At 67.6% G+C, this 22898-nt stretch carries 19 protein-coding genes, 1 tRNA gene and 3 pseudogenes; 12 read left to right on the top strand and 11 right to left on the bottom strand.

Features of this window, described 5'->3' with window-relative positions:
* Positions 1-165 precede the first annotated feature (165 nt).
* Positions 166-1095: a glutaminase gene (locus ASF60_RS06010; RefSeq protein WP_056182011.1), complete on the top strand. Its 930-nt coding sequence runs from the start codon at positions 166-168 to the stop codon at positions 1093-1095.
* A 43-nt stretch (positions 1096-1138) separates the two neighbouring features.
* Here the strand turns inward: ASF60_RS06010 and ASF60_RS25525 are convergent.
* Both ASF60_RS25525 and ASF60_RS06015 read right to left on the bottom strand, forming a co-directional pair.
* A pseudogene (locus ASF60_RS25525) lies at positions 1139-1303 on the bottom strand (transcriptional regulator); the annotation flags it as partial.
* A gap of 284 nt (positions 1304-1587) precedes the next feature.
* Positions 1588-2628, bottom strand: a complete 1041-nt coding sequence (locus ASF60_RS06015) for a glutamine synthetase beta-grasp domain-containing protein (RefSeq protein WP_056181877.1) — start codon at positions 2626-2628, stop codon at positions 1588-1590.
* Between the two features lie 196 nt (positions 2629-2824).
* Between ASF60_RS06015 and ASF60_RS06020 the strand changes: the two genes are divergently transcribed.
* Positions 2825-3931, top strand: coding sequence for a cytochrome-c peroxidase (locus ASF60_RS06020; RefSeq protein ID WP_082504053.1), 1107 nt, complete (start codon positions 2825-2827; stop codon positions 3929-3931).
* A 28-nt stretch (positions 3932-3959) separates the two neighbouring features.
* Here the strand turns inward: ASF60_RS06020 and ASF60_RS25085 are convergent, their stop codons facing one another.
* Complete coding sequence (locus tag ASF60_RS25085; RefSeq protein WP_200935883.1) at positions 3960-4121, bottom strand: hypothetical protein; 162 nt, start codon at positions 4119-4121, stop codon at positions 3960-3962.
* 318 nt (positions 4122-4439) lie between these two features.
* Here ASF60_RS25085 and ASF60_RS06025 point away from each other — a divergent pair, with 318 nt between their 5' ends.
* On the top strand, positions 4440-5441 hold the full coding sequence (locus ASF60_RS06025) for a hypothetical protein (protein ID WP_056181881.1): 1002 nt from the start codon (positions 4440-4442) through the stop codon (positions 5439-5441).
* Between the two features lie 106 nt (positions 5442-5547).
* Here the strand turns inward: ASF60_RS06025 and ASF60_RS06030 are convergent, their stop codons facing one another.
* A complete protein-coding gene (locus ASF60_RS06030; protein WP_056181885.1) occupies positions 5548-5895 on the bottom strand; it encodes a cupredoxin domain-containing protein in 348 nt (115 codons plus the stop codon).
* 266 nt (positions 5896-6161) lie between these two features.
* Here ASF60_RS06030 and ASF60_RS06035 point away from each other — a divergent pair, with 266 nt between their 5' ends.
* Positions 6162-9011, top strand: coding sequence for an EAL domain-containing protein (locus ASF60_RS06035; RefSeq protein WP_156633891.1), 2850 nt, complete (start codon positions 6162-6164; stop codon positions 9009-9011).
* Positions 9012-9110: 99 nt separating this feature from the next.
* On the opposite strand, the gene ASF60_RS06040 is transcribed toward ASF60_RS06035, so the two are convergent.
* Positions 9111-9386: a hypothetical protein gene (locus tag ASF60_RS06040; protein WP_338011494.1), complete on the bottom strand. Its 276-nt coding sequence runs from the start codon at positions 9384-9386 to the stop codon at positions 9111-9113.
* 258 nt (positions 9387-9644) lie between these two features.
* Here ASF60_RS06040 and htpG point away from each other — a divergent pair, with 258 nt between their 5' ends.
* The 7 genes and pseudogenes from htpG (at position 9645) to ASF60_RS06075 (ending at position 15660) form a co-directional block, all read left to right on the top strand.
* Positions 9645-11480, top strand: coding sequence for a molecular chaperone HtpG (htpG, locus tag ASF60_RS06045; protein WP_056181895.1), 1836 nt, complete (start codon positions 9645-9647; stop codon positions 11478-11480).
* A gap of 163 nt (positions 11481-11643) precedes the next feature.
* Entirely contained in the window at positions 11644-13311 is a 1668-nt protein-coding gene (locus ASF60_RS06050) for a DEAD/DEAH box helicase (RefSeq protein WP_056181898.1), read from the top strand.
* A 94-nt stretch (positions 13312-13405) separates the two neighbouring features.
* A tRNA-Thr gene (locus tag ASF60_RS06055) sits at positions 13406-13481 on the top strand.
* A gap of 89 nt (positions 13482-13570) precedes the next feature.
* A pseudogene (locus ASF60_RS06060) lies at positions 13571-13792 on the top strand (IS701 family transposase); the annotation flags it as partial.
* Between the two features lie 88 nt (positions 13793-13880).
* Positions 13881-15105, top strand: a pseudogene (locus ASF60_RS06065) (IS3 family transposase).
* 63 nt (positions 15106-15168) lie between these two features.
* Entirely contained in the window at positions 15169-15441 is a 273-nt protein-coding gene (locus tag ASF60_RS06070) for a hypothetical protein (RefSeq protein WP_056181907.1), read from the top strand.
* Between the two features lie 15 nt (positions 15442-15456).
* Positions 15457-15660: a hypothetical protein gene (locus ASF60_RS06075; protein WP_056181910.1), complete on the top strand. Its 204-nt coding sequence runs from the start codon at positions 15457-15459 to the stop codon at positions 15658-15660.
* Positions 15661-15669: 9 nt separating this feature from the next.
* Here ASF60_RS06075 and ASF60_RS06080 read toward each other — a convergent pair whose 3' ends face one another.
* The 5 genes from ASF60_RS06080 to ASF60_RS06100 form a co-directional block, all read right to left on the bottom strand.
* The gene (locus ASF60_RS06080; protein ID WP_056181913.1) at positions 15670-16659 is read right to left on the bottom strand and encodes an AraC family transcriptional regulator; all 990 of its coding nucleotides are present in this window, start codon (positions 16657-16659) and stop codon (positions 15670-15672) included.
* A 159-nt stretch (positions 16660-16818) separates the two neighbouring features.
* The gene (locus tag ASF60_RS06085; RefSeq protein WP_056181916.1) at positions 16819-17016 is read right to left on the bottom strand and encodes a hypothetical protein; all 198 of its coding nucleotides are present in this window, start codon (positions 17014-17016) and stop codon (positions 16819-16821) included.
* Positions 17017-17467: 451 nt separating this feature from the next.
* Entirely contained in the window at positions 17468-17716 is a 249-nt protein-coding gene (locus tag ASF60_RS06090) for a hypothetical protein (protein WP_056181919.1), read from the bottom strand.
* Positions 17717-18040: 324 nt separating this feature from the next.
* Positions 18041-18277, bottom strand: coding sequence for a DUF2171 domain-containing protein (locus tag ASF60_RS06095; protein WP_056181921.1), 237 nt, complete (start codon positions 18275-18277; stop codon positions 18041-18043).
* Positions 18278-18664: 387 nt separating this feature from the next.
* A complete protein-coding gene (locus ASF60_RS06100; RefSeq protein ID WP_056181925.1) occupies positions 18665-18847 on the bottom strand; it encodes a hypothetical protein in 183 nt (60 codons plus the stop codon).
* Between the two features lie 638 nt (positions 18848-19485).
* Between ASF60_RS06100 and ASF60_RS06105 the strand changes: the two genes are divergently transcribed.
* Positions 19486-21612: a family 16 glycosylhydrolase gene (locus ASF60_RS06105; protein WP_082507779.1), complete on the top strand. Its 2127-nt coding sequence runs from the start codon at positions 19486-19488 to the stop codon at positions 21610-21612.
* A gap of 187 nt (positions 21613-21799) precedes the next feature.
* Here ASF60_RS06105 and ASF60_RS06110 read toward each other — a convergent pair.
* On the bottom strand, positions 21800-22898 hold a 1099-nt coding region (locus ASF60_RS06110), incomplete at its 5' end, for a family 16 glycosylhydrolase (RefSeq protein ID WP_056181929.1).

Consider the following 22898-nt stretch of genomic DNA (forward strand, 5'->3'; position numbering starts at 1 on the left):
GGACCTGTGCATCGGCAACGACCGGCGGCTCACCCGTCCGCACGCTTCGCGTTCGCCGTGGCCCGGCGCTTGCCCAATCCTTGCCCGATCCTTGCCTGACGCTTGGCGGGTCTTTGCCCGCCCCTTCGTAGCCTCCAGCGGAACTCCCATCCGATGCCGTCAGACGTGCCCGACCTCGACCGTGTCGTCCGCGAGATCACCGACGAGATGCGGGATCGGCAGGACCGCGGCGAGGTGGCGACCTACATCCCCGAACTCGCGCGCGTCGATGCCGGGGCCTTCGGCCTCGTGGTGATCGACGCCGAGGGCCGGGTCGCGGCCGGCGGCGACTGCGACGTGCCGTTCTCGATCCAGAGCATCTCGAAGGTCTTTACCCTGACCCTCGCCCTCGGCATGGCCGGCGACCGGCTCTGGCGCCGCGTCGGGCGCGAGCCATCCGGCAGCCCGTTCAATTCCATCGTCCAGCTGGAACGCGAGCGCGGCATCCCGCGCAATCCCTTCATCAATGCGGGCGCCATCGCGGTCACCGATCTGATCCTCTCGGGCCACCAGCCTCGGGAGGCCCTCGGCGAGATCCTGCGCTTCCTGCAGTTCCTGGCCCAGGACCCCACCATCACCATCGACGAGGCCGTCGCGGCCTCGGAACTGCGCACGGGCTTCCGCAACATGGCGCTGGCCAACTACATGAAATCCTTCGGGGTGCTCGACAACCCGGTCGATTTCACCCTCGGCGTCTACTTTCACCACTGCGCCATCGCCATGTCGTGCCGCCAGCTCGCCATGGCCGGGCGCTTCCTCGCCCATTCCGGGCGCAATCCTTCCACGGGACATTCCGTGGTTTCGCCGGAGCGGGCGCGCCGCATCAACGCGGTGATGCTCACCTGCGGCCATTACGACGGTTCCGGCGAGTTCGCCTACCGGGTCGGCCTGCCCGGCAAGAGCGGCGTCGGCGGCGGCATCCTGGCGATCGCTCCCGGCAAGGCCTCGATCGCCGTCTGGTCGCCCGGACTCGACACCTCGGGCAACTCACACCTCGGGCGGATCGCCCTGGAGATGCTGACGAAGCGTCTCGGATGGTCGATCTTCGGGGCGTAAAGGACGCTCGACCTCCGGACCGCTACACGCCACAGGGCGCGGGGGCTTGTCCTTCTGACTCGGCCGCCCCCCCCCTGTGCCGCACCTCCGACAGGCCGAGCACCAGGGCCTCGATCTCGATCCGGTCAAAGATCTGAGGCGGCAGCGCTCCATCCTCGATCAGGCGATAGCCGTAGCCACGCTCGTGCTCGATCCGGGCTCCGGCTGCCGGACCTGCTGCGGCACTCGCCCTATGCGTGATTCGACAAGTCCGGCGACCCACTCCTCGACGCCTGGATCGACCGCTGCACGGATCGCCCCAGCGCACGCTTGTCTGCCGACTTCGGCGCGCGGTGTCTGGCCACGGCCCAACTGGCCTGGCCGCATCCGGCGCAAAGGTGCCAGCGAAAGGATTTAGCGCCTGCGAAACAGGCAAAAAAGAAGGCCCGCCGCAGGTGATGCGACGGGCCGTGATTTTAAATCGAGCAAATATCTACGGAAATCGCCTAAATCTTAGGCGGCGGCCTTCTGACTGGTCTCGGTCGGAACCGACGAGATCGTCTTCAGGATCTGCGAAGCGATCTGGTAGGGGTCCCCCTGGCTGTTGGGCCGGCGGTCTTCCAAATAGCCCTTGTACGCGTTGTTGACGAAGCTGTGCGGCACGCGGATCGAGGCGCCGCGATCGGCGACGCCGTAGCTGAACTGGTCGATGGCCGCGGTCTCGTGCTTGCCGGTCAGGCGCATGTGGTTGTCGGGGCCATAGACGGCGATGTGGTCGTCAAGGTTCTCCTTGAAGGCCGCCATCAGCGCCTCGAAATAGGCCTGTCCGCCCACCGTGCGCATGTGCTCGGTCGAGAAGTTGGCATGCATGCCGGAGCCGTTCCAGTCGGTCGCGCCGAGCGGCTTGCAATGGTATTCGACGTCGATCTCGTAGGACTCGCACAGGCGCTGGAGCAGGTAGCGGGCGACCCACATCTCGTCGGCGGCCTTTTTGGAGCCCTTGCCGAAGATCTGGAACTCCCACTGGCCCTTGGCCACCTCGGCATTGATGCCCTCGTGGTTGATGCCGGCGTCGAGGCAGAGGTCGAGGTGCTCCTCGACGATCTTGCGGGCGATGCTGCCGACTTCCTTGTAGCCGACGCCGCAATAGTACGGGCCCTGCGGAGCCGGGTATCCGGCGGCGGGGAAGCCGAGCGGGCGGCCGTCCTTGTAGAAGAAATACTCCTGCTCGAAGCCGAACCAGGCGCCGTCATCGTCCAGGATGGTGGCGCGCTTGTTCGATGCGTGCGGCGTGACGCCATCGGGCATCATGACTTCGCACATCACCAGCACGCCGTTCTTGCGGGTGGAATCGGGGAAGTGCCGCACGGGCTTGAGCATGCAGTCGGAGCTGCCGCCCTCGGCCTGCATCGTCGAGCTGCCGTCGAAGCCCCAGAGCGGAAGCTGCTCGAGCGTCGGGAACCCGTCGAACTCCTTGATCTGGGTCTTGCCGCGCAGGTTCGGCACCGGGGTGTAGCCGTCGAGCCAGATATACTCGAGTTTGTATTTCGTCATGCCGAGCCTCTCGTCCTGTAGCGATGCGACATCCGAGGACACCTGAGCGGATGCGCAGCCATCGCTGGCTGGGCCGGCCTAAGCAACGATCGCGCCAGACGTTCCAGAAGCTGGGATGCGGCAAATGGACCATAACAACCGGCGTGAGATTTCCTTAACGGGTTCCCACTAGCGCTGGCAGGATCAGGAGATCGCGATGCGCAGACAGGTCGGGAGCATGCTCGCGGGCGCCGCCCTGATCGCCGCCATGGCGTCGGGGTTCGGCATCGGGTCCTTGGGGGCGGGCGAGCCGAGGGGAACCAGGGCCGGCACGGTGCAGGCCGAGGCTGCGGCCCTGCGCGAAACCTATCGACGCGTCGACGAGCCGGTCCATCCGGCGAACAATCCCTACAGCGCCGCGAAATCCGAACTCGGTCAGCGCCTGTTCTTCGATCCGCGGCTTTCGGGCGGTGGCACGATGAGTTGCGCCAGTTGCCACATTCCGTCCCGGTCGTGGAGCGATGGCCGGCCGCGCGGCATCGGCGAGACCGGTGCGGCGATGAAGGTGCGCACGCCGACCCTCCTCGACGTCGCCCAGATCCCGATCCTGGGGTGGGACGGCAAGTTTCGCGATCTCGAGAATGTCGCCTTCACGCCGATCACGAGCGCGAGCGCGATGAACCTGCCCGAAGACACGCTGATGCAGCGCCTCCGGGCCGAGCCCACTTACGTCCGGGCCTTCGCCGACGCCTTCCCGGATCACACCACGGCAGCCTCCGCCCCCGGCGCTCCCCCTGAAAGCGCGATCAGCCGCCGCACCGTCGAGCTGGCCCTGGCCACCTTCCAGCGCTCCATCGTGTCCGGCGAAGCCCCGTTCGACCGCTGGGTCGCCGGAAACGAGGACGCCATCAGCCCGAGCGCGAAGGCCGGCTTCGCGGTGTTCAACGGCAAGGGCCAGTGCGCGGCCTGCCATTCCGGCTGGACCTTCACCGACGGCTCCTTCCACGACATCGGCGCGGGCACCGGTGGCGACATCGGCCGGGCCGCGTTCTTCCCGGACTCGGAGCAGCTGCGCTACGCGTTCAAGACCCCGACCCTGCGCGATGTCGCCGAGCGCGGGCCCTACATGCACGACGGTTCGCTGCAGTCTCTGCAAGAGGTCATCGATCTCTACGATCGCGGCGGCATCGACCGGCCGAGCCGCTCGCCCGCAATTCGGCCGCTCGGCCTGACCGATACCGAGAAGCAGGACCTGATCGCCTTCCTGACCTCCCTGACGGCCGATGGTCCGGCGGCCGCCGCTCCCCAGCATCGCCTCAACTGACGACGCGCCCCTCCGACGAAGCTCGTCCTCAGCGGAACAGCGGCAGGCTCGCGCCCAGAAGTCCGAGCCCGCCGACGAGCAGGCGCCCGGACCAGAGTTCGAGGCGATCGGCCCGGTCCGGTCTCCGCGTGGCCGCGTAGGACAGGCCCGTTCCAAGCATCAGGCTCGACAGGCTCAAAGCTGCGATCATCGGGCCCTTCGGACGAAACGGCAGGTCATGGTTCTTGTCTAACTTTGCCAAGCTTGGCAGGCCAGTCGTCGCCATAGCCTTTCGTTCGCCACCGTCATCAAACCCTGACCGCCGATGGTCGGATGCGAGGAATACTTCGCGATCGCTGTGAATCAGGGCTCGGACAAGTTAACCATTCGGTAAGATCCGTTAACGAATTCCTTCCGCGAAAGAACAAAGACGCGTAGTTTTTACCGACCGGCAAGCCCCCGCGCCGGCGTCGTGAACAAGGCCTCCCCCATGCACTCTGGAAGACGCTGGCTGCCGCGTGGCGCAGTCATGATGACGACGACGCTCCTCACCCTCGCCGGCACGAATGCCGCGATGGCGCACGTCAAATGGTTCTGTGCCTACGATCTCGTCGGCGCCCCGCGCGGCCTCGACGAAGTCCTGTGCGCGGATTTCGAGAAGCTGGTCGGCCTCTCGGTCCTCGCCCTGCTGGTGGGGGGTCTCCTCGAGGGAACGGTGCTGGGGGCAGCACTGATCCGATCCCTCGACCGCACCACCGCCTGGGCGCGCGCCAACACCGAACTGATGTTCCGGGCGGTACTGGGCGCCTTCTTCGTCGCGCTCTGGACGCTGGGCGGCGTTATCCTGACTCCGGAGCTGAAAACCGCCAACACCGCCCTGCCCTGGTTCCAGCTCGCCATCGCCACCGGGTTCCTGTGGCGCCGGACGATGCCCCTCACGGCCCTGGGGATCGTCGTGCTGTTCGCCACCGCGGTGGCCGAGTACGGCGCATTCCACCTCGCCGACTATCCCATCTTCCTCGGACTCGCCGGCTATTGCGCCCTGACCGGCCTCGGCCGCGCGCTGCCCGGAAACGTCCGGCCGCTCGATCTCGTGCGCTACACCGCCGCCGTGACCCTGATGTGGGCCTCGGTCGAGAAATGGGCCTATCCCCAATGGTCCTATCCGCTCTTCATCGAACATCCCGCCATGACACTCGGGTTCACGGGCGAGTTCTTCATGAAGGCCGCCGGGGCGGTGGAGTTCGCGCTCGCCTTCGCGCTGGTCTGCACGCCGCTCGTCCGCCGGGTCGCCGCGATCCTGCTGGCCGCCACCTTCGTCACGGCGATCTTCGAGTTCGGGAAGATCGACGCGATCGGCCATGCCCCGATCATCGTCGCCATGGTGGCGATCGCCGCCGACAACGCCACGGCGCCCTACCGCCTGCGCAGCCTGGCCCTGACGCCCGTGGGCTTCGGGGCGGCCCTCGCGGCCTTCATCGGGCTCTACTACGGCGCCCATGCGCTGCTGCAGGGCTCGACCGTGCTTTAGAGGGTGTCCGGGATCAGCGGAAACCGGTTATCCCGACACGACAAACGAAAGCCTCTCGCGGCCGAGACCGCCTCGGCGGCGGGAGGCGGAAGGCTCCCGCGGGACCTCAGTGGCCGTCGACGCGGACGGTCAGGCGCATCTTGGGATGGATGCCGCACAAAACCGCGAAGGTCCCGGGTACGGTGAAGACCACCTGGGTCCGGCTTCCGGGCTTCAGGTCCCCGGAATCGAAGCTGAAGTCGGGCGCGTCGATGTAGACGTGGTGGAGGAGGTCGCCATCGTCATTGACGATCTCCACCCGCGCGTCCCGCGACACATTCAGGGCGTTCGGCTGGAAGGCGCGCCCCTTCTGCGACACGTGCAGGCTCGGAGTTCCGACGGCCGCCAGAGCGAGGCCGGCGCTGGCCGCCCCCAGAAATCCGAACGCCACGCAGAATGAGGTCAGGCGCCGCATCCGTTCTCCATCCGCTCGTAATGCCGTGGCCTTCCGCTTGGCCCGTCGACATCGAACGAAGGACCGGACAATCGACGGGAAGACTCGGCACCACGACCCCTGTCATAACGGAGTGAACGGGCGGTTAAGGTCGAAACGCTCAAGGCATGCAGCAAGATCGCTTTAACATATCTCGATTATTCTTCTTTGGCAGGGGCAACGGGACAGCAGTGATGACGTTTCCCGAAACCCCGATGCCGTCGCGTTTCCGAGGCCGCCGGAGTTTGATGGAAGCATTCGGCACGATAACCGGCAAGTTGCTTGGCACGATCCGGGGATGGATCGTCATCGCTTTCCTGATCATGAGCGCGATCACCGGAGCGCTCGGATTGTCGGCCGCCTCCAGCATCCGCCGGACCGACGAACTCGTCAGCCAGACCTTCGACCGCTCGCTGATGTCGATCAACTACGCGCGCGCCGCCGCCACCGATTTCGCCGGGATGCGGACGGCCGAAGCGCGGCGCTGGATGGTCACCGATCCGGCGGCCCGCACGGTTCTCGACGAGCGCCTCGTCGGTCTGCAGCGCCTGCTCGCCGAGGACCTCGAGATCGCCGTGGAGCGCGCCCAGTCCGAGCGGGCGACGCGAGCGGCGCAGGCGGCCGAGCAGGCGGTCGCCGCCTGGACGGAGGCGCGGGCCAGGATCACCGATCTCGGCCGGGACGAAGCGGCCTATGCGGACCTGGACCGCCACGCCGCCGTGGCAGAGGAAAACTTCGACCTGTTCATCAACTACACCGCGGGCGACGGCTTCATCTATCGTCAGCAGGCCCGCGCCATCGTGGCTCGGGAGACCCGGTTCAATCTCCTCGGAACCCTCATCGCCGTGCTCTTGTCCGGCACCGTGGCGTTCTGCCTGGCACGCCGCATCATGAACCCGCTCGCCGATGCCTCGCGGGCGGCCACCCGTATCGCGGGCGGCGATCTCAGCGGCACCATGCCGGCCGGCGGCGGCGACGAGGTCGGAACCCTGCTGGCCGCCATGGGCACCATGCGGGACAACATCCGCCATGCCATGGAGAAGGAGGTCGCGCAGCGGATTTCCGCCGAGGACCAGCTCGCCGACGCCCTGGAGACCTCGCGGGAAGGCATCGTCGTCGTCGACGAGGCCGGACGGATCACCCTGACCAACAGCCAGGCGGAGGATTATCTCGGCCTCTCCTCCGGTACTCTGGCACCGGGCAGCACGATCGCCCGTCTCGCCGAGGGCCATGGCGGCGGTTCGGGCACGCTCGCCCGGGCTCTCCTGTCCGCCACCGACGAGCGCAGCGAACTCCGCCTCGCCGACGGCCGCTGGCTCCGGATCAGCCGGAGCGACACCCGCACCGGCGGGTTCATCGCGGTCTGCAGCGACATCACCCTGCTCAAGATCCAGGAGGCGACCCTCCAATCCACCAACCTGCGGCTCGACACCGCCCTCGACAACATGTCCCAGGGCCTGTGCCTGTTCGATTCCACCGGGCGGCTCACCGTCGTGAACCGGCGCCACTGCGAGATCTTCGGCCTCGCTTCGGCGCAGCTCCCCTTCGGCCTGACCTACCACGAGGTCGCGTCCTTGAGCGCCGCGCGGTGCGACTACCCGGAGCCGGCGCCGGACGCCTTCGTCCGCGCGCAGGCCGAAACCGCGAGCGGCGGCACCGTGGACGCGGATTTCCTCCATCTCGGCGATGGCCGGGTGGTCGCCGTCTCGCACAAGGCGGTGCGCGGGGGCGGCCTCGTGGCGACCTACGAGGACGTGACCGAGCGCCGGGAAGCCGATGCCCGCATCGCCTTCATGGCCCGCCACGACGTTCTCACCGGCCTGCCGAACCGGGCGATGTTCGGCGAGCGGATCGAGGAGGCGGTGGCGCATCTCGGCGCCGGCAGCCCGTTCTCGGTGCTCTGCCTCGACCTCGATCGCTTCAAGGAGGTCAACGACACCCTGGGGCATCCGGTGGGCGACGCCCTCTTGCGGGCCGTCGCGGATCGGCTCCGGGCCTGCGTGCGGGACGTCGACACCGTGGCGCGTCTCGGCGGCGACGAGTTCGCCATCATCCTGTCGGAGACCGGCCGCCCGCAGGAGGCCGCCGTGCTGGCCCGCCGGATCGTCGAGGTGGTCAGTGCGCCCTATGAGATCGACGGCCATCGTGCCAGCGTCGGCGTGAGCATCGGCGTCTGCTTCGCGCCCGGCGACGGCACGACCTGCGACAAGCTCCTCAAGAACGCCGATGTCGCCCTCTACCGCGCCAAGGCGGATGGGCGCGGAACCTGGCGCTTCTTCGAAGCCGAAATGGATATCAGCCTGCAGGCGCGCCGGGCCCTCGAACTCGATCTGCGCGAGGCGCTGGCGCGCGAAGAATTCGAGCTGCACTACCAGCCGATCTACGATTTCCGTGCCCGCCGCGTCGGGGGCTTCGAGGCGCTGGTTCGCTGGCGCCATCCGGTGCGCGGTCTCGTGCCCCCCGGGGATTTCATCGCCGTCGCCGAGGAGATCGGCCTCATCGTACCGCTGGGAGCCTGGTGCCTCACCACCGCCTGCACCGAGGCGATGCGCTGGCCCGACGGCATCAAGGTCGCGGTCAACGTCTCGGCGGTGCAGTTCCGCGACGAGGTCATCGTCGAGGCGGTGCGCCAGGCCCTGTCGGCGAGCCGCCTCCCCCCGGGACGGCTCGAACTGGAGATCACCGAGTCGGTGCTGCTCAAGGACAACCTGGCCACGCTGGCGACGCTCTACGCCCTGCGCCGCCTCGGAGTGCGGATCGCCATGGACGATTTCGGCACCGGCTACTCATCCCTGAGCTACCTGCGCAGCTTCCCGTTCGACAAGATCAAGATCGACCAGTCGTTCGTGCGCGACATCACCAACAAGACCGATTCCGGCCTGATCGTCCGGGCGGTGATCGGCCTCGGCCTCAGCCTCGGCATGCGCACCACCGCCGAGGGGATCGAGACCGAGGCGCAGTTCGAGCGCCTGCGGAGCGAGGGCTGCGACGAGGGCCAGGGCTATTACTTCGCCCGGCCGAGCCCGGCCAGCGAAGTTCCGAAGGCGATCGAGCGCTGGTCGCGCGGGACCGGCGAGACCGGGCGGGCCGTGGCCTGAAACAGGCTCCTGCCTTGAGACGGGTCTTCATCCCGGAAGTGCCATCGTGCGGGACGGCTCCGGGCAGCGCGGGAGCGGTCTCCCGCGCCGGCCCGACGCTCAGTCGACCACCTTGAGGTCGTCGACGGCGACATCGCCGTTCTGGCTCGAGAAGGTCGGCGAACGCCCGTTCGACTGCGAGACGCCGCTGATCTGGTGGTCGCCGCTGTCATAGGTGGTGAGCTTGCCGTCGGCTTCGATCAGCAGGCGATGCTTGTCGGGAAAGAACGCGTAGCGCATGTCGTTCTGCCCGCCGCTGGTGGAGGGCTGGCCCAGCTCCTGCGGCCACCAGGGATCCGATCCCTTCATCGGCTTCATCGGTTCCATGGGCTTCATGGGGGCCATCGGCTTCATCGGTTCCATCGGGGCCGTCTCGCTCTGGGTGGGTGTGAAGGCACGGCTACGCCCCAGACCCGCGAAGGTTGCATTGCAGCACGGCGGAATCGAAGCGCATCCGCGATGGCGGCCCGATCGTCACCGGAGACATCCGTCCGCCGGGATCGCGGACTCGAGCTGGGCCGCCATTGAATTCGCCTCGGCGCGGAGGCATATCGCGCTCGCTTCTCATTCTTTTCGCCATCAGGAGGCGTTCCCTTGAGCGACACCGTGGAACGGCACGAATTCGGTGCCGAAGTCGGCCGCCTGTTGGACCTCGTGGTCCACGCGCTCTATTCCGACCGCGAGATCTTCCTGCGCGAGCTGGTGGCCAATGCCGCCGACGCCATGGACCGGCGCCGCTTCGAGGCGCTGACCGACCAGGCCTCCGCCCTGCCGCCCGATGCCAAGGTCCGGATCGTCCCCGACAAAGCGGCCCGGACCCTGACGCTCTCGGATGCCGGCATCGGCATGACCAAGGCGGAACTGGCCCAGAACCTCGGCACCATCGCGCGCTCGGGCACCCGGGCCTTCAGCCAGAGCCTGGGAGACGCCAAGCCCGAGGACAAGCCGAGTCTGATCGGGCAGTTCGGCGTCGGCTTCTACTCGGCCTTCATGGTCGCCGACCGGGTCACCGTCACCTCGCGCCGCGCCGGCTCGGACGAGGCCTGGACCTGGGCCTCCGAGGGACAGGGCAGCTACACCCTGGAGCCCGCCACCCGCGCAGAGCCCGGCACCGACATCGTCCTGCACCTCAAGGACGATGCCGACGAGTACCTCGAAAGCTACCGGCTCGACCACGTCGTGCGCAAATGGGCCGACCACATCACCGTGCCGATCGCCATCCAGGGCGAGGACGGCAAGGAGGAGAACGCCAACCAGGGCACGGCTCTGTGGCGCAAGGCGAAGTCCGAGGTGACGCCCGAGCAGTACACCGCGTTCTACCGCCATGTCGGCATGAACTTCGACGAGCCCTGGGCCACCCTGCACTGGCGCGCCGAAGGGGCTCTGGAATTCTCCGCCCTGCTGTTCGTGCCCGGCATGAAGCCGTTCCAGGCGGTTGAGGGCGAACGCGCCAGCAAGGTGCGCCTGCATGTCCGGCGCATGTTCATCACCGACGAAGCCGAACTGCTTCCCTCCTGGCTGCGCTTCGTGCAGGGCGTGGTCGACACCGAGGACCTGCCGCTCAACGTCTCGCGCGAGATGCTGCAGGCGACGCCGGTGCTGACCAAGATCCGTCGCGCCGTTACCGGGCGGGTGCTGTCTGAACTCACCACCCGGGCGAAGGACGCCGAGGGCTACCGGCCGTTCTGGGAGAATTTCGGCCCGGTCCTCAAGGAAGGCATCTACGAGGATCACGAGCGCCGGTCCGAGATCGCGCCGCTGCTGCGCTTCCACTCCTCGGCCGTCGAGGGCTGGACCTCCCTGCCCGACTACGTCTCCCGCATGAAGGACGGCCAGGACGCGATCTACTACCTCGTGGCCGACGATGCCGACGCCCTCCGGCGCTCGCCGCAGCTCGAAGGCTTCCGCGCGCGCGGGGTCGAGGTGCTGCTGCTCTCCGACCATGTCGACGCGTTCTGGCCGGAGGCACTCGGGCGCTTCGACGACAAGCCCCTGCGCTCGGTCACGCAGGGGTCGGTCGACCTGTCGAAATTCGCCAGCGAGACCCCCGAGGGTGAGGAGGCTCCGGCCTCCGTCGAGGCGCTCGTCGCCGCCCTGAAGACCACGCTGGCGGCGGATGTGTCGGACGTAAGGGCCACCGACCGGCTCGTCGAGAGCGCCGTGGTGCTGTCCGCCTCGGGTCATGGCCCCGACCTGCAGATGCAGCGCCTGCTGCGTCGCGCCGGGCGGGGCGCCGGCGGCCTGCCGGTCCTCGAGATCAATCCGCGCCATCCGCTGATCCGCTCCCTCGGGGCCCGGATCGAGGCGCAGGAGGATATCGCCGACGCCGCCGGCACACTGCTCGACCTGGCCCGCGTCCAGGACGGCGACACGCCGCGCGATCCGGTCGCCTTCGCGCAGAAGATGGCGGCGGCTCTCGCGGCAGCCTGAGCGCGGTCGTCGGAACGACCGGATATCCCGGCGGGCGCAGCCCGCCGGGACGATCGGCCGGGCGCCTGCCGGCGGGACATTCCCGGACCCGCCATCGCGCCGACGCGGGACGCGGCAGATTGGCCACGGACGGCGGCGCCCGCCGGCGTTAGAACCCCCGCCGATGGACCTTCGACCCTATCAGCGTGCCAGCCTCGATGCCCTGTACGCCGCCTGGACGCGCCGGGCCGGCGCCGGGCTCATCGTCCTGCCCACCGGGGCCGGCAAGTCGCTCGTCATCGCGGCCCTGGTGCGGGAGGTGCTGGATCGCGATCCGGCCCACCGCATCGTCGTCGTCACCCACACCCGCGAGCTGATCGCGCAGAACCACCGCGAACTCCTCGCGCTCTGGCCCGAGGCCCCCGCGGGCATCTATTCCGCCGGGCTGGGACGCCGCGACGCCGGCGCGCAGGTCCTGTTCTGCGGCATCCAGTCGATCTGGAACCGGACGCACGACCTCGACCCGCACGAGCTCGACCCGTTCGAGCTCGTCATCGTGGACGAGGCCCATCTCATCCCGCGCGACGCGGAAACCCGCTACGGCCGCTTCCTCGCCGCCCTGCGAACCGCACGCCCCCATCTGCGCGTCGTCGGCCTCACCGCCACGCCCTATCGCCTCGACAGCGGCCGTCTCGACGCGGGTGCGGGCCGGCTGTTCGAGGACATCGTCTACGAGGCCAATGTCGGCGACCTCATCCATCAGGGCTACCTCGCTCCCCTGGTCTCCAAGGCCACCATCACCGCCCTCGACGTGAGTGGCGTGCCGCGGCGCGGCGGCGACTACATCCCCAGTGCCCTCGAGGCGGCGGTGAACCAGGACTGGATCACCCGCGCGGCGGTGGAGGAACTGGTGGGCTACGGGCACGGGCGGCGCGCCTGGCTCGCGTTCTGCGCCGGCATCGCCCACGCCACGGCCGTCCGCGACGCGATCCGAGACGAAGGGTATTCCTGCGAAACCCTCTCGGGCGAGACGCCGAAGCGGATGCGCGACCGCATCGTCCGCGACTTCCGCGAGGGCCGGGTGCGCTGCCTGACCTCGGTGGGCGTGCTCGCCACTGGTTTCAACGTACCCCAGGTCGATCTCATCGCGCTGTTGCGGCCCACGCAAAGCACCGGGCTCTACGTGCAGCAGGTGGGCCGGGCCCTGCGGCGCGCGCCCGGCAAGACCGACGCGCTCATCCTCGATTATGCCGGGCTGGTGCGGATGCACGGCCCCGTCGACATCGTCACCGCCCGCAGCGCGGCGGCGATCCGGGGCCGCGAGGGCGAGATCCGCGCCAAGGCCTGCCCCGGCTGCGGCGCCCTGATCGCCCTCAATGCCAGCACCTGCGAGGCCTGCTGGGTCGAGCCCGACGGGGAGGAGGCCGGCCCGAGCCACGAAGCGTCCGCCGACGATGCACACCCAATCCTCTCCAACCCGGGGCCGGCCCGGACCTCCGCCACCTGGGAGCCCATCGCCGACTGGAGCTTCGCGGCCCGTCCGCGCTCCGGCTTCCCCGACGACCTCGCCGTGACCTTCCACTTGCACGATGGGCGGCACCACCAGATCGTCATCGGTCTCGCCCAGGCCGGTTACCCGCGCGAGAAGGCGGTGCAGTGGTGGCGGCACCTCGGGGGCGGGCGCGACGCGCCGATGACCGCCGCCGACGCCCTGGAGCAGACCGATGCCCTCACCCGCCCGGAGGCGATCGAAATCTGGCCGAACGGGCGCCTGACGGAAGCGGTTCGCTATCGCTTCCCGGATGGCCGCACCTTCTCCGACACGCGCCGGCTGGGAGATCTCGCCGCCTAGCCACGCGCTCGCCGTCACCCGACCGACGATCCGTCCCGCCCCCCCAGCACCGGACTTGCGCGCCGTTGACGGCCCTGCTAGCGCAAGGCGGCACGCCGGTTTAGCTCAGCTGGTAGAGCAACCGCCTTGTAAGCGGTAGGTCGCGAGTTCAAGTCCCGCAACCGGCACCACCGAAATCTTGGCTAAAGCCCTATGAAAATAGGGCTTTAGCTAGCTTCGAGCAATCCTTGGGGTTCAGCAGAGAGAGCCTTTCGGCCTGAACCGGAAGTTCTACGCGGCCGACATGCGCCTCGTGCCGCCGACGCGGTGCGCCCGCAAGCCCGTGCCGGACCAAGAGCCGCGGCACGCCGACGCCATGCTGTCCGATCTGCCCTGGCGGCGTGTGACGTGGCGCCAGGGCACGAAGCGCAAGCTCCCGGCCCGGTTCGCCGCCCTCCGGGTGCGGGTCGGCGACGGTCCGGTCTGGGGCAACAACCGGCACTGAACCGCGCCGGGTTTTCCGTGGGATTGGGTGGGATTGCCCCGGTTTGGTGGACACCCAGAACGTTTTTGCGTGAGGTGTTTGCCCAATGCCCAAGACCCGTCCCGCATACCCGGCTGAGTTCCGCCGGCAGATGGTCGATCTGGTCCGTGCCGGCCGCGACCCGACCGACCTCGCCCGCGAGTTCGAGCCATCGCGACAGACCATCCAGAACTGGGTCACGGAGGCTGACCGCGGCGAAGGCCGATCCGAGGCCAAGCCGCAGATGGTCGATCCCGGCCTGACGACGACCGAGCGCGACGAGCTCGTCCGGCTTCGGCGGGAGAACCGACAGCTGAAGCTGGAGCGCGAACCGAAGGTCAGCGAAGCAATATCCTCTCTCGCGCGACGGCCTGGTTCGCGCGGGAGACCGGGGTCCTGCCGTCGGGGTCTTCCGGGTCATGAGTGCCAATCAGGCCGACTTTCCGATCACGGTGATGGCCCGTGTGCTTGGCGTGTCGAAGGCCGGGTACTACGCCTGGGCCCGCCGGGAGCCCTCGGCGAGGGCGATGGCGGACGCCGTGCTGCTGAAGCGGATCCGCACCGTCCACCTCGGCTCACACGAGACCTATGGCGCGCCGCGTGTCCACGCCGACCTACGCGAGCAGGGCGAGCGGCATTCTCGCAAACGCATCGCTCGGCTGATGCGCGAGGCCGGCCTCGTCGGGGCCAGCCATCGGCGCGGCGGTCCCGTGACCACACGGCGCGATCAGGAGGCGCGCCCGGCCCCCGACCTCGTCGATCGCAACTTCGTGGCCGAGGCACCGAACCGGCTGTGGGTTGCCGACATCACCTACGTGCCAACTGCAGCCGGCTTCCTCTACCTCGCCGTGGTACTCGATGCCTTCAGCCGGCGGATCGTCGGTTGGGCGATGAACAACCACCTGCGTTCCGAGCTGGTGCTGAACGCCCTGGAGATGGCCGTCACGCAACGCAAGCCGCGTGACGTGATCCATCACTCCGACCAGGGATCGCAGTATACGTCGCTGGCCTTCGGCAATCGATGCCGGGAGGCGGGCGTGCGCCCATCGATGGGCTCGGTCGGTGACGCCTACTACAACGTCATGGCCGAAAGCTTCTTCTCCACCCTTGAATGCGAGTTGCTCGCCCGACGCTGCTTCCGCTCGCAGGCGGAGGCCCGCATGGCAGTCTTCAGCTACATCGAGGGCTTCTACAACCCGCTGCGTCGCCACTCGGCGCTCGGCTACCGCTCCCCCGTCGTCTACGAGCAGAAGGCCGGGTCAGAATCGATCATCAAAACTCTGCTCAGCTAAGTCCCCTAACCGTCCACTGAACCGGGGCAATCCCACTCCCTTGCATGGTGCCGTACGAAGCGCTTGGCGAGCCTGCCTGCGGAGCCGCAGACCTCGGCTGCCTATCTCGCCGCGCAGGTCACCACGTTTAGCAGAGCCACCATCGAGCGCCGCGTGGTGGCGAGCGGGCAAGCGCACAAGATCGCCGGCCACGACTGGCGCCCGTCGCACCCGATCGTACGCGCGACGCTCAGGGGCATGTTCCGAACACACGGGCGGCCGCAGGCGAAGGCGGCGGCTCTCGGCCGCGAGGAGGTCGTGACGCTTCTTTCCGTTTGCACGGGCTCATTCGCCTAGCGCCGGGACAAGGCCATGTTTCTGCTGCCCCTTGCCGGCGCGCTCCGACGCTCGGAACTCGCTGCGATCCGCGTTCAGGATTTACACTTCACGCGGGAGGGGCTGCGCTTGTTCCCGTACATCGCCGAGCACAATCGGCGCGCCAAACCCTTCGTCTGGACAAAACCTGCCGCCGACATCCTCGCCGCAGCCAGCCGATCCCCTGAACCATCCGTCTGAGTCAGTGCTTTAGGCAGTCGAGCGACGGGTCTCGGAGGGCGTGCACCCGTAGAGCCGCCGGTAACGCTGGCCGAAGTCACTCATGTGGGCGAAGCCCCAGCGCTTCGCGATCACCGCCACCGGAAGGGCGGCATTGCGCGCGCTGATCAGATCCTGATGGACCCGCTTCAGGCGCTGATCGATGAGGAATTGAAATGGCGTCTGTCCCACGTCCCGGCGGAACCGGGTCTGCAGGCCGCGGACGCTGATCCCGGCGGCGGCCGCAATGTCCGCCAAGGTGAGGGGGCCGGACAGGTTCGCCTCGATATAGTCGAGCGCCATCCGGAGGCTGCGGGACGGAACGTCGACCCTGTCGCAAACCTTCGGCTCCACCCGCTTCGGCCAGGCCGAGAGCAGCTGATAGCTTAGAATTTCCTGAACCAGGGGCAGGACGTAGTCACACGCCGGATCGGCCTCCTGGACCCGACGCTGGATCTGGCGCAGGGAGCAGGCGAGGGCCCTCATGCCCGGGGTCGCGATGTCGGCGACCGGCGCGAGGGACGACAGGCCGCGGGAATCACCCATCAGGGCCGCATCGGCGGCCGTCAGGGTCTCGACGGCGATCGTCCCGCTGAGGGCGCTGAAGCTGCCCGAGGCCTGAACTTCCCGCAGATCCTCGAATCCCACGAGGGTCGCGTGCGTCGGTGTTCCGATCGAATTGCCGGCGCGGTGGCGGTAGGTGACGTGGCCGCGCGTGACGAAGCGGAACGTCATCACGGCCGCGTCGTATTTCGGCTTGGTGACGAAGCCGCTGATCGTGTGGGTCGCCCACAGGCTCATGCACGCGTCGACCCGCCCGTCGATCTCGATCTCCGGCGCGATCGAGCGCATCACGTCGAAATGGACCGGGATCCCGCCGCGATCGTTGAAGGCCTGGAGTTGCCGCAGGGAGTCGATATGGGCGGCGAGCCGACGCGGCGGCTGCCTTGCGGACGGATAAGCCGATGCGCGATCCACCATCCTACCCTCCTGGCCGCTCCGCGCCCGCGCAAGAATCCGCCTCGTGGAGCCCTCGGATCGGACCTGCGGGCGCAGATCAGGACGGAAGGCGGGACGCTGAGCCCTGCAACGTCGCGGATGGCGGATCGAACGGCGCCGCGCCGACCCGTCGCCGGAAGCTCAAGGCCTGCGGGACACCGGCTCCACATCCTGAAAGGCGACCACGACGCCCCTCTTCAGTTTCTCCCACAGGCGAAGCGGAAAAAACAGGATGCAGGCCAGCGAAACGAGGACCAGGCCGCACAGCATCGCCAATCTTTGCATCGGCGGGTCGGATTCCTCGCGATCGTACCAGAGGGGATCTTCGTCGGGAATCACGATGGGTCCTCGCCAACACGCGCGCGATTGTCTGCTCGTTTCAGAACATCACAGATCTGAGAATAGGTCGATGACGGGTTTAAGATATCGTTAATCCTAACCCAGCGCCTCGGGCCAAGCAGCCCGTCCGGGATTCCACGTTCACGCCGAACCGTCACGCCGAAAGGTCCCTTCCGGCCCTTGGTATTCCGAACTTAGCACTCCGAACTCGGCATTCCGAACTCGGGACCGGGTGGACCGCCACGGATGGGGACGAGGCGGTCCCGGATGCGTGTGGCGCTGGGGCCGAGGATCGTCGCGACAGGCTCACGGGGATACCTGCCAGAACCGGACCGATGCCGGCCCGAAAACGAAACCGGCTCACCGAGGAAGATCCCCGCGGGAATCGCTCGATGAGCCCGGTTCGAGGCGGTCAGCGGCGGACCCGCAGGGTCGACGCCGTCGGTCTTCTTCAGAAAGAGCCGGTCGTTTCCACCTCTCCCGCCGCCTGCGCGCTCCGCGGCATCGCCGCAGGCCCGGCCGAAGCGGTCGGCTGAGGCGTGGTGGTCAGGTCGCTGACGCTGCGCACCTGCTGGGTTTCACGCACCTGCTCGCGAAACAGCGGAGGCGTCAGGTAGAGGGCTTCACCCGCCTGGGCGGCACCGCCGGCGAAGGACACCGACGCGAGAACGGTCAGGGTGAGAAGGCGAGCGACGCGCATGGGAAATCTCCTGATCGGCTGGCAAGGGGCCGCCGTTGAGGAGATTGAACCACATTTTTGTGCGCTGCGGTTTGCTGATTTTGCAACGCAGCATAATGCCCGCCCGCCGTCCGATGACCACTATATCGCAGCTTTGCAAGGGCGCGGGGCCAATGATGACCGAAGAAAGACATGTCCTGAGTGCAGGCCGCCCAAAATCAGCAATGCTGTCCAAAAATTAACTTTTCGGACTTCGCAAAAATACTTTGCGGGACCAGGCGATAAGCCGTCCGTCGCCCATGGGGGTAGGGGGCCATCGGCTCCCTACCCTGGGACAGGATCGTGTTACTCGGCCGTGCCCCACTCATCCTTGGCTTCCGCGGTCGTGCGATTCAGCCGGACTTCGCCGCCCTCGACAGCGGCGATCGAGTCGATATGGATGAAGTGATGCTGGCCCTGAGCCTCGGGATCGGTGCGGGTGAGCTTGATGCGTTGCCCGTCGAGGTGATCCACGGTTCCGACATGTCCGCCATCGGAGCCGACGACGGGCATGTGCTCCTGAATCTGACTGGTGTCGGTCATGGCGGTATTCCTCTGTCCAAACGCTGGTGAGCAGCGAACGCGCGTCCGACCAAACGGGTCCGAAGCATGTTTCCGAGCTGTGGAGGAACTTTCGCGCGGTGCGGGAAGGGGTCTCCGCCCCGCCGATTTCGCGACCGCGACGGTCAGCGTGAGACCTGCGAGCCGCCGCGCAGCGGCGCGTGATCGGGCACGGGACGGGAGATTTCGGTTGGGCAGAGGCAGATCGCAGGTGCGCGGCAAGCCGGGACGGCGCCCTGCATCGGTTCGGGGGATCGCCCAGGCGGACCGGTCCCGCCCTCGGGTCGAGCGGTCCTTCTGCGATCGCGCGTTGCATCGGCGCCGTTGCGTTCGTTGATCGAACCGCAACGGCGACCGATCCGCCGAAGGCTAGATGTTCTCGCCAGGCTCGGGACTGGCCACGAGCTGCTCGGCCTCGACGGTCGTGTACCCTTCCAGCCAGTCCGCACTCTCCTGCGATCCCGCCGGATACGGGTTGGCGGAGACGGGCTGGCCCTCGCTCCGCGCGGCACTGCCCTCCAGCCAGATCTTGTTCGACGCGACGACGGTCATGACGGTCCCTCCTGTGGAGGTGAAAACGGCCTTCGGGGAGGACGGTTCACGCCAAACCGAAAGTCCCAAGCTGCCGTTTGCCTGCGCGGGCCCCTGGAATTGTCGGACATCCCCTGTCGCCCCCGGCTGCGGACGTGCCGTACAACCCGGACGGAGGCCGCAGCGGCGACCTTCGTCGGGCTTCGGAGTGCCGGGGCCGGCCCCGCGGGGGCAGGCATCGAGGCCCGAGGTCCGGCCGCCGAATCGGCCGCGCCGGCACCGGGCGATCGCCGGCAGGCCCGGCAGGCCCCTCCCCCGCCGGGCCGCCCCCTCAAATCGGCCTTCGCATGCGCCGCGCGCTGGCGGCCGGCGTCGCCGACGACATCGCGGGCGGCCGCCGGAACCGCTCGGGCCGTGCGGGCGCCTTTGGGGGTGACGCGGGAGGCCGCCGCGATGGCGCTTGCGACCCGCCCGTCCGAGCCGGCACGACCCTTCGCGTCCGACGAAGGCTTAGCCGCTGTTCGACACTCAGATTCCTGCGGGGGTGTGCCCTTTTAGGAACAGCGACCTTGATCGCACCATCAATCGTTTGTTAGCCATTTTGAGCGCGTATCCGTGACCTGGACCTGCGTATTCGTTCACCACTATTGTGAGGTTGTATGGCAAGTTGGCTCAATTCATCTGGTGTTGCACTGAGAGACAGTACATCTCCGGCGAAGTGGTTCACCACTTCCTATGGCGGTCAGACCCTCAACGGCACCAGCGGCGCCGACTCGCTTTCCGGTAAGGCCAACACCGTGTCATCGCTGGCCGGGGGGGCAGGCGACGACAGCTACGCGCTGCCCGACCTGAAGACGAAGCCCATCGAAGCGGCCGGGGGCGGCGTCGACACCGTGACCACCTGGTGGCGCGACTACGTCCTGGCCGACAACATCGAGAATCTGAACATCAACGGCATCGCCCGCGTCGAGGGCAACGGCCTCGCCAACATCATCCGCGGCGACAGCAGCGCCCAGACGATCGACGGCGGCTTGGGCAACGACGTCCTGATCGGCGGCGGCGGGCGCGACACCTTCCTGGTGACGAAGGGCGACGGCAGCGATGTGATCGTCGATTTCCAGACGAGCGGGGCCGGCGACCTGGCGCGGCTCGACGGCTACAGCCTGACGAGCTTCGCCCAGGTGAAGTCGGCCATGTCGCAGGTCGGATCGGACGTCAAGCTGGCCTTGAGCGGGAGCGAGTCGCTCATCTTCCGCAACCACAAGATTGCAGACTTCACCGCGGACGATTTCCAGCTTCCGGTATCGACCGCGGGCCGCACCCTGACCTTCGCGGACGAGTTCAACAGCCTGAGCCTGTGGAACGGCAAGTCGGGAACCTGGGAGACGACCCAGGCAGGATCTTCGCTCAACGTCAACGGCAGCACACTGGCCGGCAACAAAGAGCTGGAATGGTACATCAACAGCAACTACACGCCGACCGCTTCGGTCAAGCCCTGGACGATCAACAACGGCGTCCTTGAAATCACTGCCGCGAAAGCTCCGGCCGCGATCAAGCCCTATATCAATAATTACAATTACACGTCCGGCATGATCCAGTCGCATCAATCGTTTTCCCAAACCTATGGGTATTTCGAGATGCGCGCCCAGCTTCCTGCCGGGCAGGGTTTGTGGCCGGCCTTCTGGCTGATGCCGCAGGATGGCACCTGGCCCCCCGAGCTCGACATCATGGAGGTGGTCGGAAGCAAGCCGACCTCGCTGGTGACCACGCTTCGGTCGATGCAGACGGGATCGCTGGTCGAAACCTCGATCGGCTCGACCGTCGCCGACATGACCAAGGGCTTCCACACCTACGGCGTCGACTGGCAGAAGGACACCATTCGCTGGTACTTCGACGGCCTGGAAGTCGCCTCGATCGCCACCCCGGCCGACCTGCACAAGCCAATGTACATGGTCGCCAATCTCGCGGTCGGTGGGACCTGGCCGGGCAATCCGGACGCCACGACGACGTTTCCGTCCAAGATGCAGATCGACTACATCCACGTCTATTCCGGTGACGGCACCGCGGCCGCCCCGACAACTCCGGTCACCCCGACGCCCGCCCCCTCCTCTCCGGACAAGAGCCCGACCGGCGGCACCCTGTTCGCGCTCAATGCCGAGGATAAGCCCCTCTACGAGAGCGCTGTCGCGACCAAGGGCTTCGTCGCCAGCGGCAGCTACCAGACCCTCACGGGCACATCGGGCGCCGATGCGCTCCGAGGCAACGGCACCTCCACGCTGACGGGCGGCGCCGGCGACGACACCTACTACGTCTCGAAGGACAAGGTGGTGGAGAGCAGCGGCGGCGGCACCGACACGGTCATCGCCTATGCCAACCATACCCTGGCCGCCAATGTCGAGAACCTGTTCGCGTTCGGTGCCAACACCACGGCCACCGGCAACAGCCTCGACAACGTCATCCAGGGCGGTGCCGGGCGTCAGACCCTCGACGGCGGCGCCGGCAACGATGTGCTGAAGGGCGGTGCGGGCTCGGACATCTTCGTGTTCGGGTCGGGCCACGACCGGGTGCTCGACTTCCAGGGCGGTTCCGGCTCCGACAAGGACCTGCTCCGCATCTCCAAGGCGGATTTCAGCAGCGTCGCGGCCGTCCAATCCGCAAGCCACCTCGTCGATGCCGATCATGACGGCGCGATCGACGACGTGGTGATCACGCATGGCTCGGACACGATGGAGCTTCTGAACCTCAGCCTGTCGACCCTCGATGCCGGGCACATCCTGATCGTCTGACCCTGCTCTCGCGCGAGAGCGACCTGACCGGCTCCGGCGCGTCCTGCGTCGGAGCCGTCTTGCGTTTCCAGCGTCACGGGCGCAGCGCTGCACCGATCCCGCCGGCAGACGGAGACCGCCCGCCGGTACCGGTCCCGGCGCGGGAGCCGCGCCGGTTCGCGCATCGGGGTCGTCGAGCGCGAGGATCTCAGTGGATGGCGTCGTTGGCCCAGACCCGGACGTAATCGACGTCGAGATGCGTGGTCGGCATGGAGGCGTCGTACTTGCCCGGCCAGCTGCCGGTGTCACCCACCGCCAGATTGACGACCATGTACATCGGCTTGTGCATGTCGGCCGGCGTTGCCGTCTCGGCCACCTTCGCACCGTCGATGTACCATTCCAGCGTGTCCTTCTGCCAGTTGACGCCGAAGGTGTGGAAGCCCTCCGTCAGGTCTTCCGTCTGCACCGGCATGCTCGTCAGGGTATGACCGCCGATCGAGGAATGCGCCGTGGCGTAGGCGGTGTCCTTGTCGTGGCCCAGGAACTCCAGAACGTCGAGTTCGGCCGGCCACGTCCCGTCGGCGTTCAGCAGCCAGAAGGCCGGCCACATGCCCTGGCCCGCCGGCAGCTCGGCGCGCATCTCGAAATAGCCGTAGGTCTGGGCGAACGACTTGGCCGTGGTGAGCACGCCCGAGGTGTAGGCCAGGCCCAGCGGGTTGCCGTCGTGATCCGGAGCCGCCGTGATGCTCAGGACGCCGTTCGAGACCGAGAACGGGTTCGTGCCCACCGAGCTGTCCGAGTAGTACTGCGCCTCGTGGTTCGACCCCAGGGTCCGATCCTGGCTGGTGCCGACGCCAAGTGCGCTCTTCCACACCGTGCCTTGACCATTGGCCGAGGCACTGAGGGTGTTGAACTCGTCGGCGAAGCTCAACGTCATGCCCGGATGCGACGGGTCCGCCGGCAGGGCGAAATCGCCGGCCTTGAGGTTCGTGAGCGCCACGTTCTGCAAGGTCAGCGTCTCGCCGCCGCCGAGCGCGATGACGGTGTCCGACCCGACCTGATTGGCTGCCATCTTCAGCTCGGCGAAGCTGTGCAGGTTGCCCCCCTCCATGCGGACCTTGTCCACGCCGGAGGCGAAGTCGGTGATGATGTCGCTGCCCTCGCCCTTGGCGATGACGAAGATATCGGCCCCGCCGCGGCCGGTCAGGATGTCGTTCCCGGCCTTGCCGTTGAGGGTCTGGGCGCCGCCATCGCCGGTGATCATGTTGTTGAGGCTGTTGCCGGTGCCGCTCTTGGCGTTGCTGAAG

The sequence above is a fragment of the Methylobacterium sp. Leaf113 genome (assembly GCF_001423325.1).
Lineage (GTDB): Bacteria > Pseudomonadota > Alphaproteobacteria > Rhizobiales > Beijerinckiaceae > Methylobacterium.

Excerpts from the sequence above, each read along its gene's own strand:
- ASF60_RS06015 (WP_056181877.1), bottom strand. The coding sequence starts at position 2,628 with ATGACGAAATACAAACTCGAGTATATCTGGCTCGACGGCTACACCCCG.
- ASF60_RS06020 (WP_082504053.1), top strand. The coding sequence starts at position 2,825 with ATGCGCAGACAGGTCGGGAGCATGCTCGCGGGCGCCGCCCTGATCGCC.
- ASF60_RS25085 (WP_200935883.1), bottom strand. The coding sequence starts at position 4,121 with ATGATCGCAGCTTTGAGCCTGTCGAGCCTGATGCTTGGAACGGGCCTG.
- ASF60_RS06025 (WP_056181881.1), top strand. The coding sequence starts at position 4,440 with ATGATGACGACGACGCTCCTCACCCTCGCCGGCACGAATGCCGCGATG.
- ASF60_RS06030 (WP_056181885.1), bottom strand. The coding sequence starts at position 5,895 with ATGCGGCGCCTGACCTCATTCTGCGTGGCGTTCGGATTTCTGGGGGCG.
- ASF60_RS06035 (WP_156633891.1), top strand. The coding sequence starts at position 6,162 with ATGGAAGCATTCGGCACGATAACCGGCAAGTTGCTTGGCACGATCCGG.
- ASF60_RS06040 (WP_338011494.1), bottom strand. The coding sequence starts at position 9,386 with ATGAAGCCCATGGAACCGATGAAGCCGATGAAGGGATCGGATCCCTGG.
- ASF60_RS06050 (WP_056181898.1), top strand. The coding sequence starts at position 11,644 with ATGGACCTTCGACCCTATCAGCGTGCCAGCCTCGATGCCCTGTACGCC.
- ASF60_RS06075 (WP_056181910.1), top strand. The coding sequence starts at position 15,457 with ATGTTTCTGCTGCCCCTTGCCGGCGCGCTCCGACGCTCGGAACTCGCT.
- ASF60_RS06080 (WP_056181913.1), bottom strand. The coding sequence starts at position 16,659 with ATGGTGGATCGCGCATCGGCTTATCCGTCCGCAAGGCAGCCGCCGCGT.
- ASF60_RS06090 (WP_056181919.1), bottom strand. The coding sequence starts at position 17,716 with ATGCGCGTCGCTCGCCTTCTCACCCTGACCGTTCTCGCGTCGGTGTCC.
- ASF60_RS06095 (WP_056181921.1), bottom strand. The coding sequence starts at position 18,277 with ATGACCGACACCAGTCAGATTCAGGAGCACATGCCCGTCGTCGGCTCC.
- ASF60_RS06100 (WP_056181925.1), bottom strand. The coding sequence starts at position 18,847 with ATGACCGTCGTCGCGTCGAACAAGATCTGGCTGGAGGGCAGTGCCGCG.
- ASF60_RS06105 (WP_082507779.1), top strand. The coding sequence starts at position 19,486 with ATGGCAAGTTGGCTCAATTCATCTGGTGTTGCACTGAGAGACAGTACA.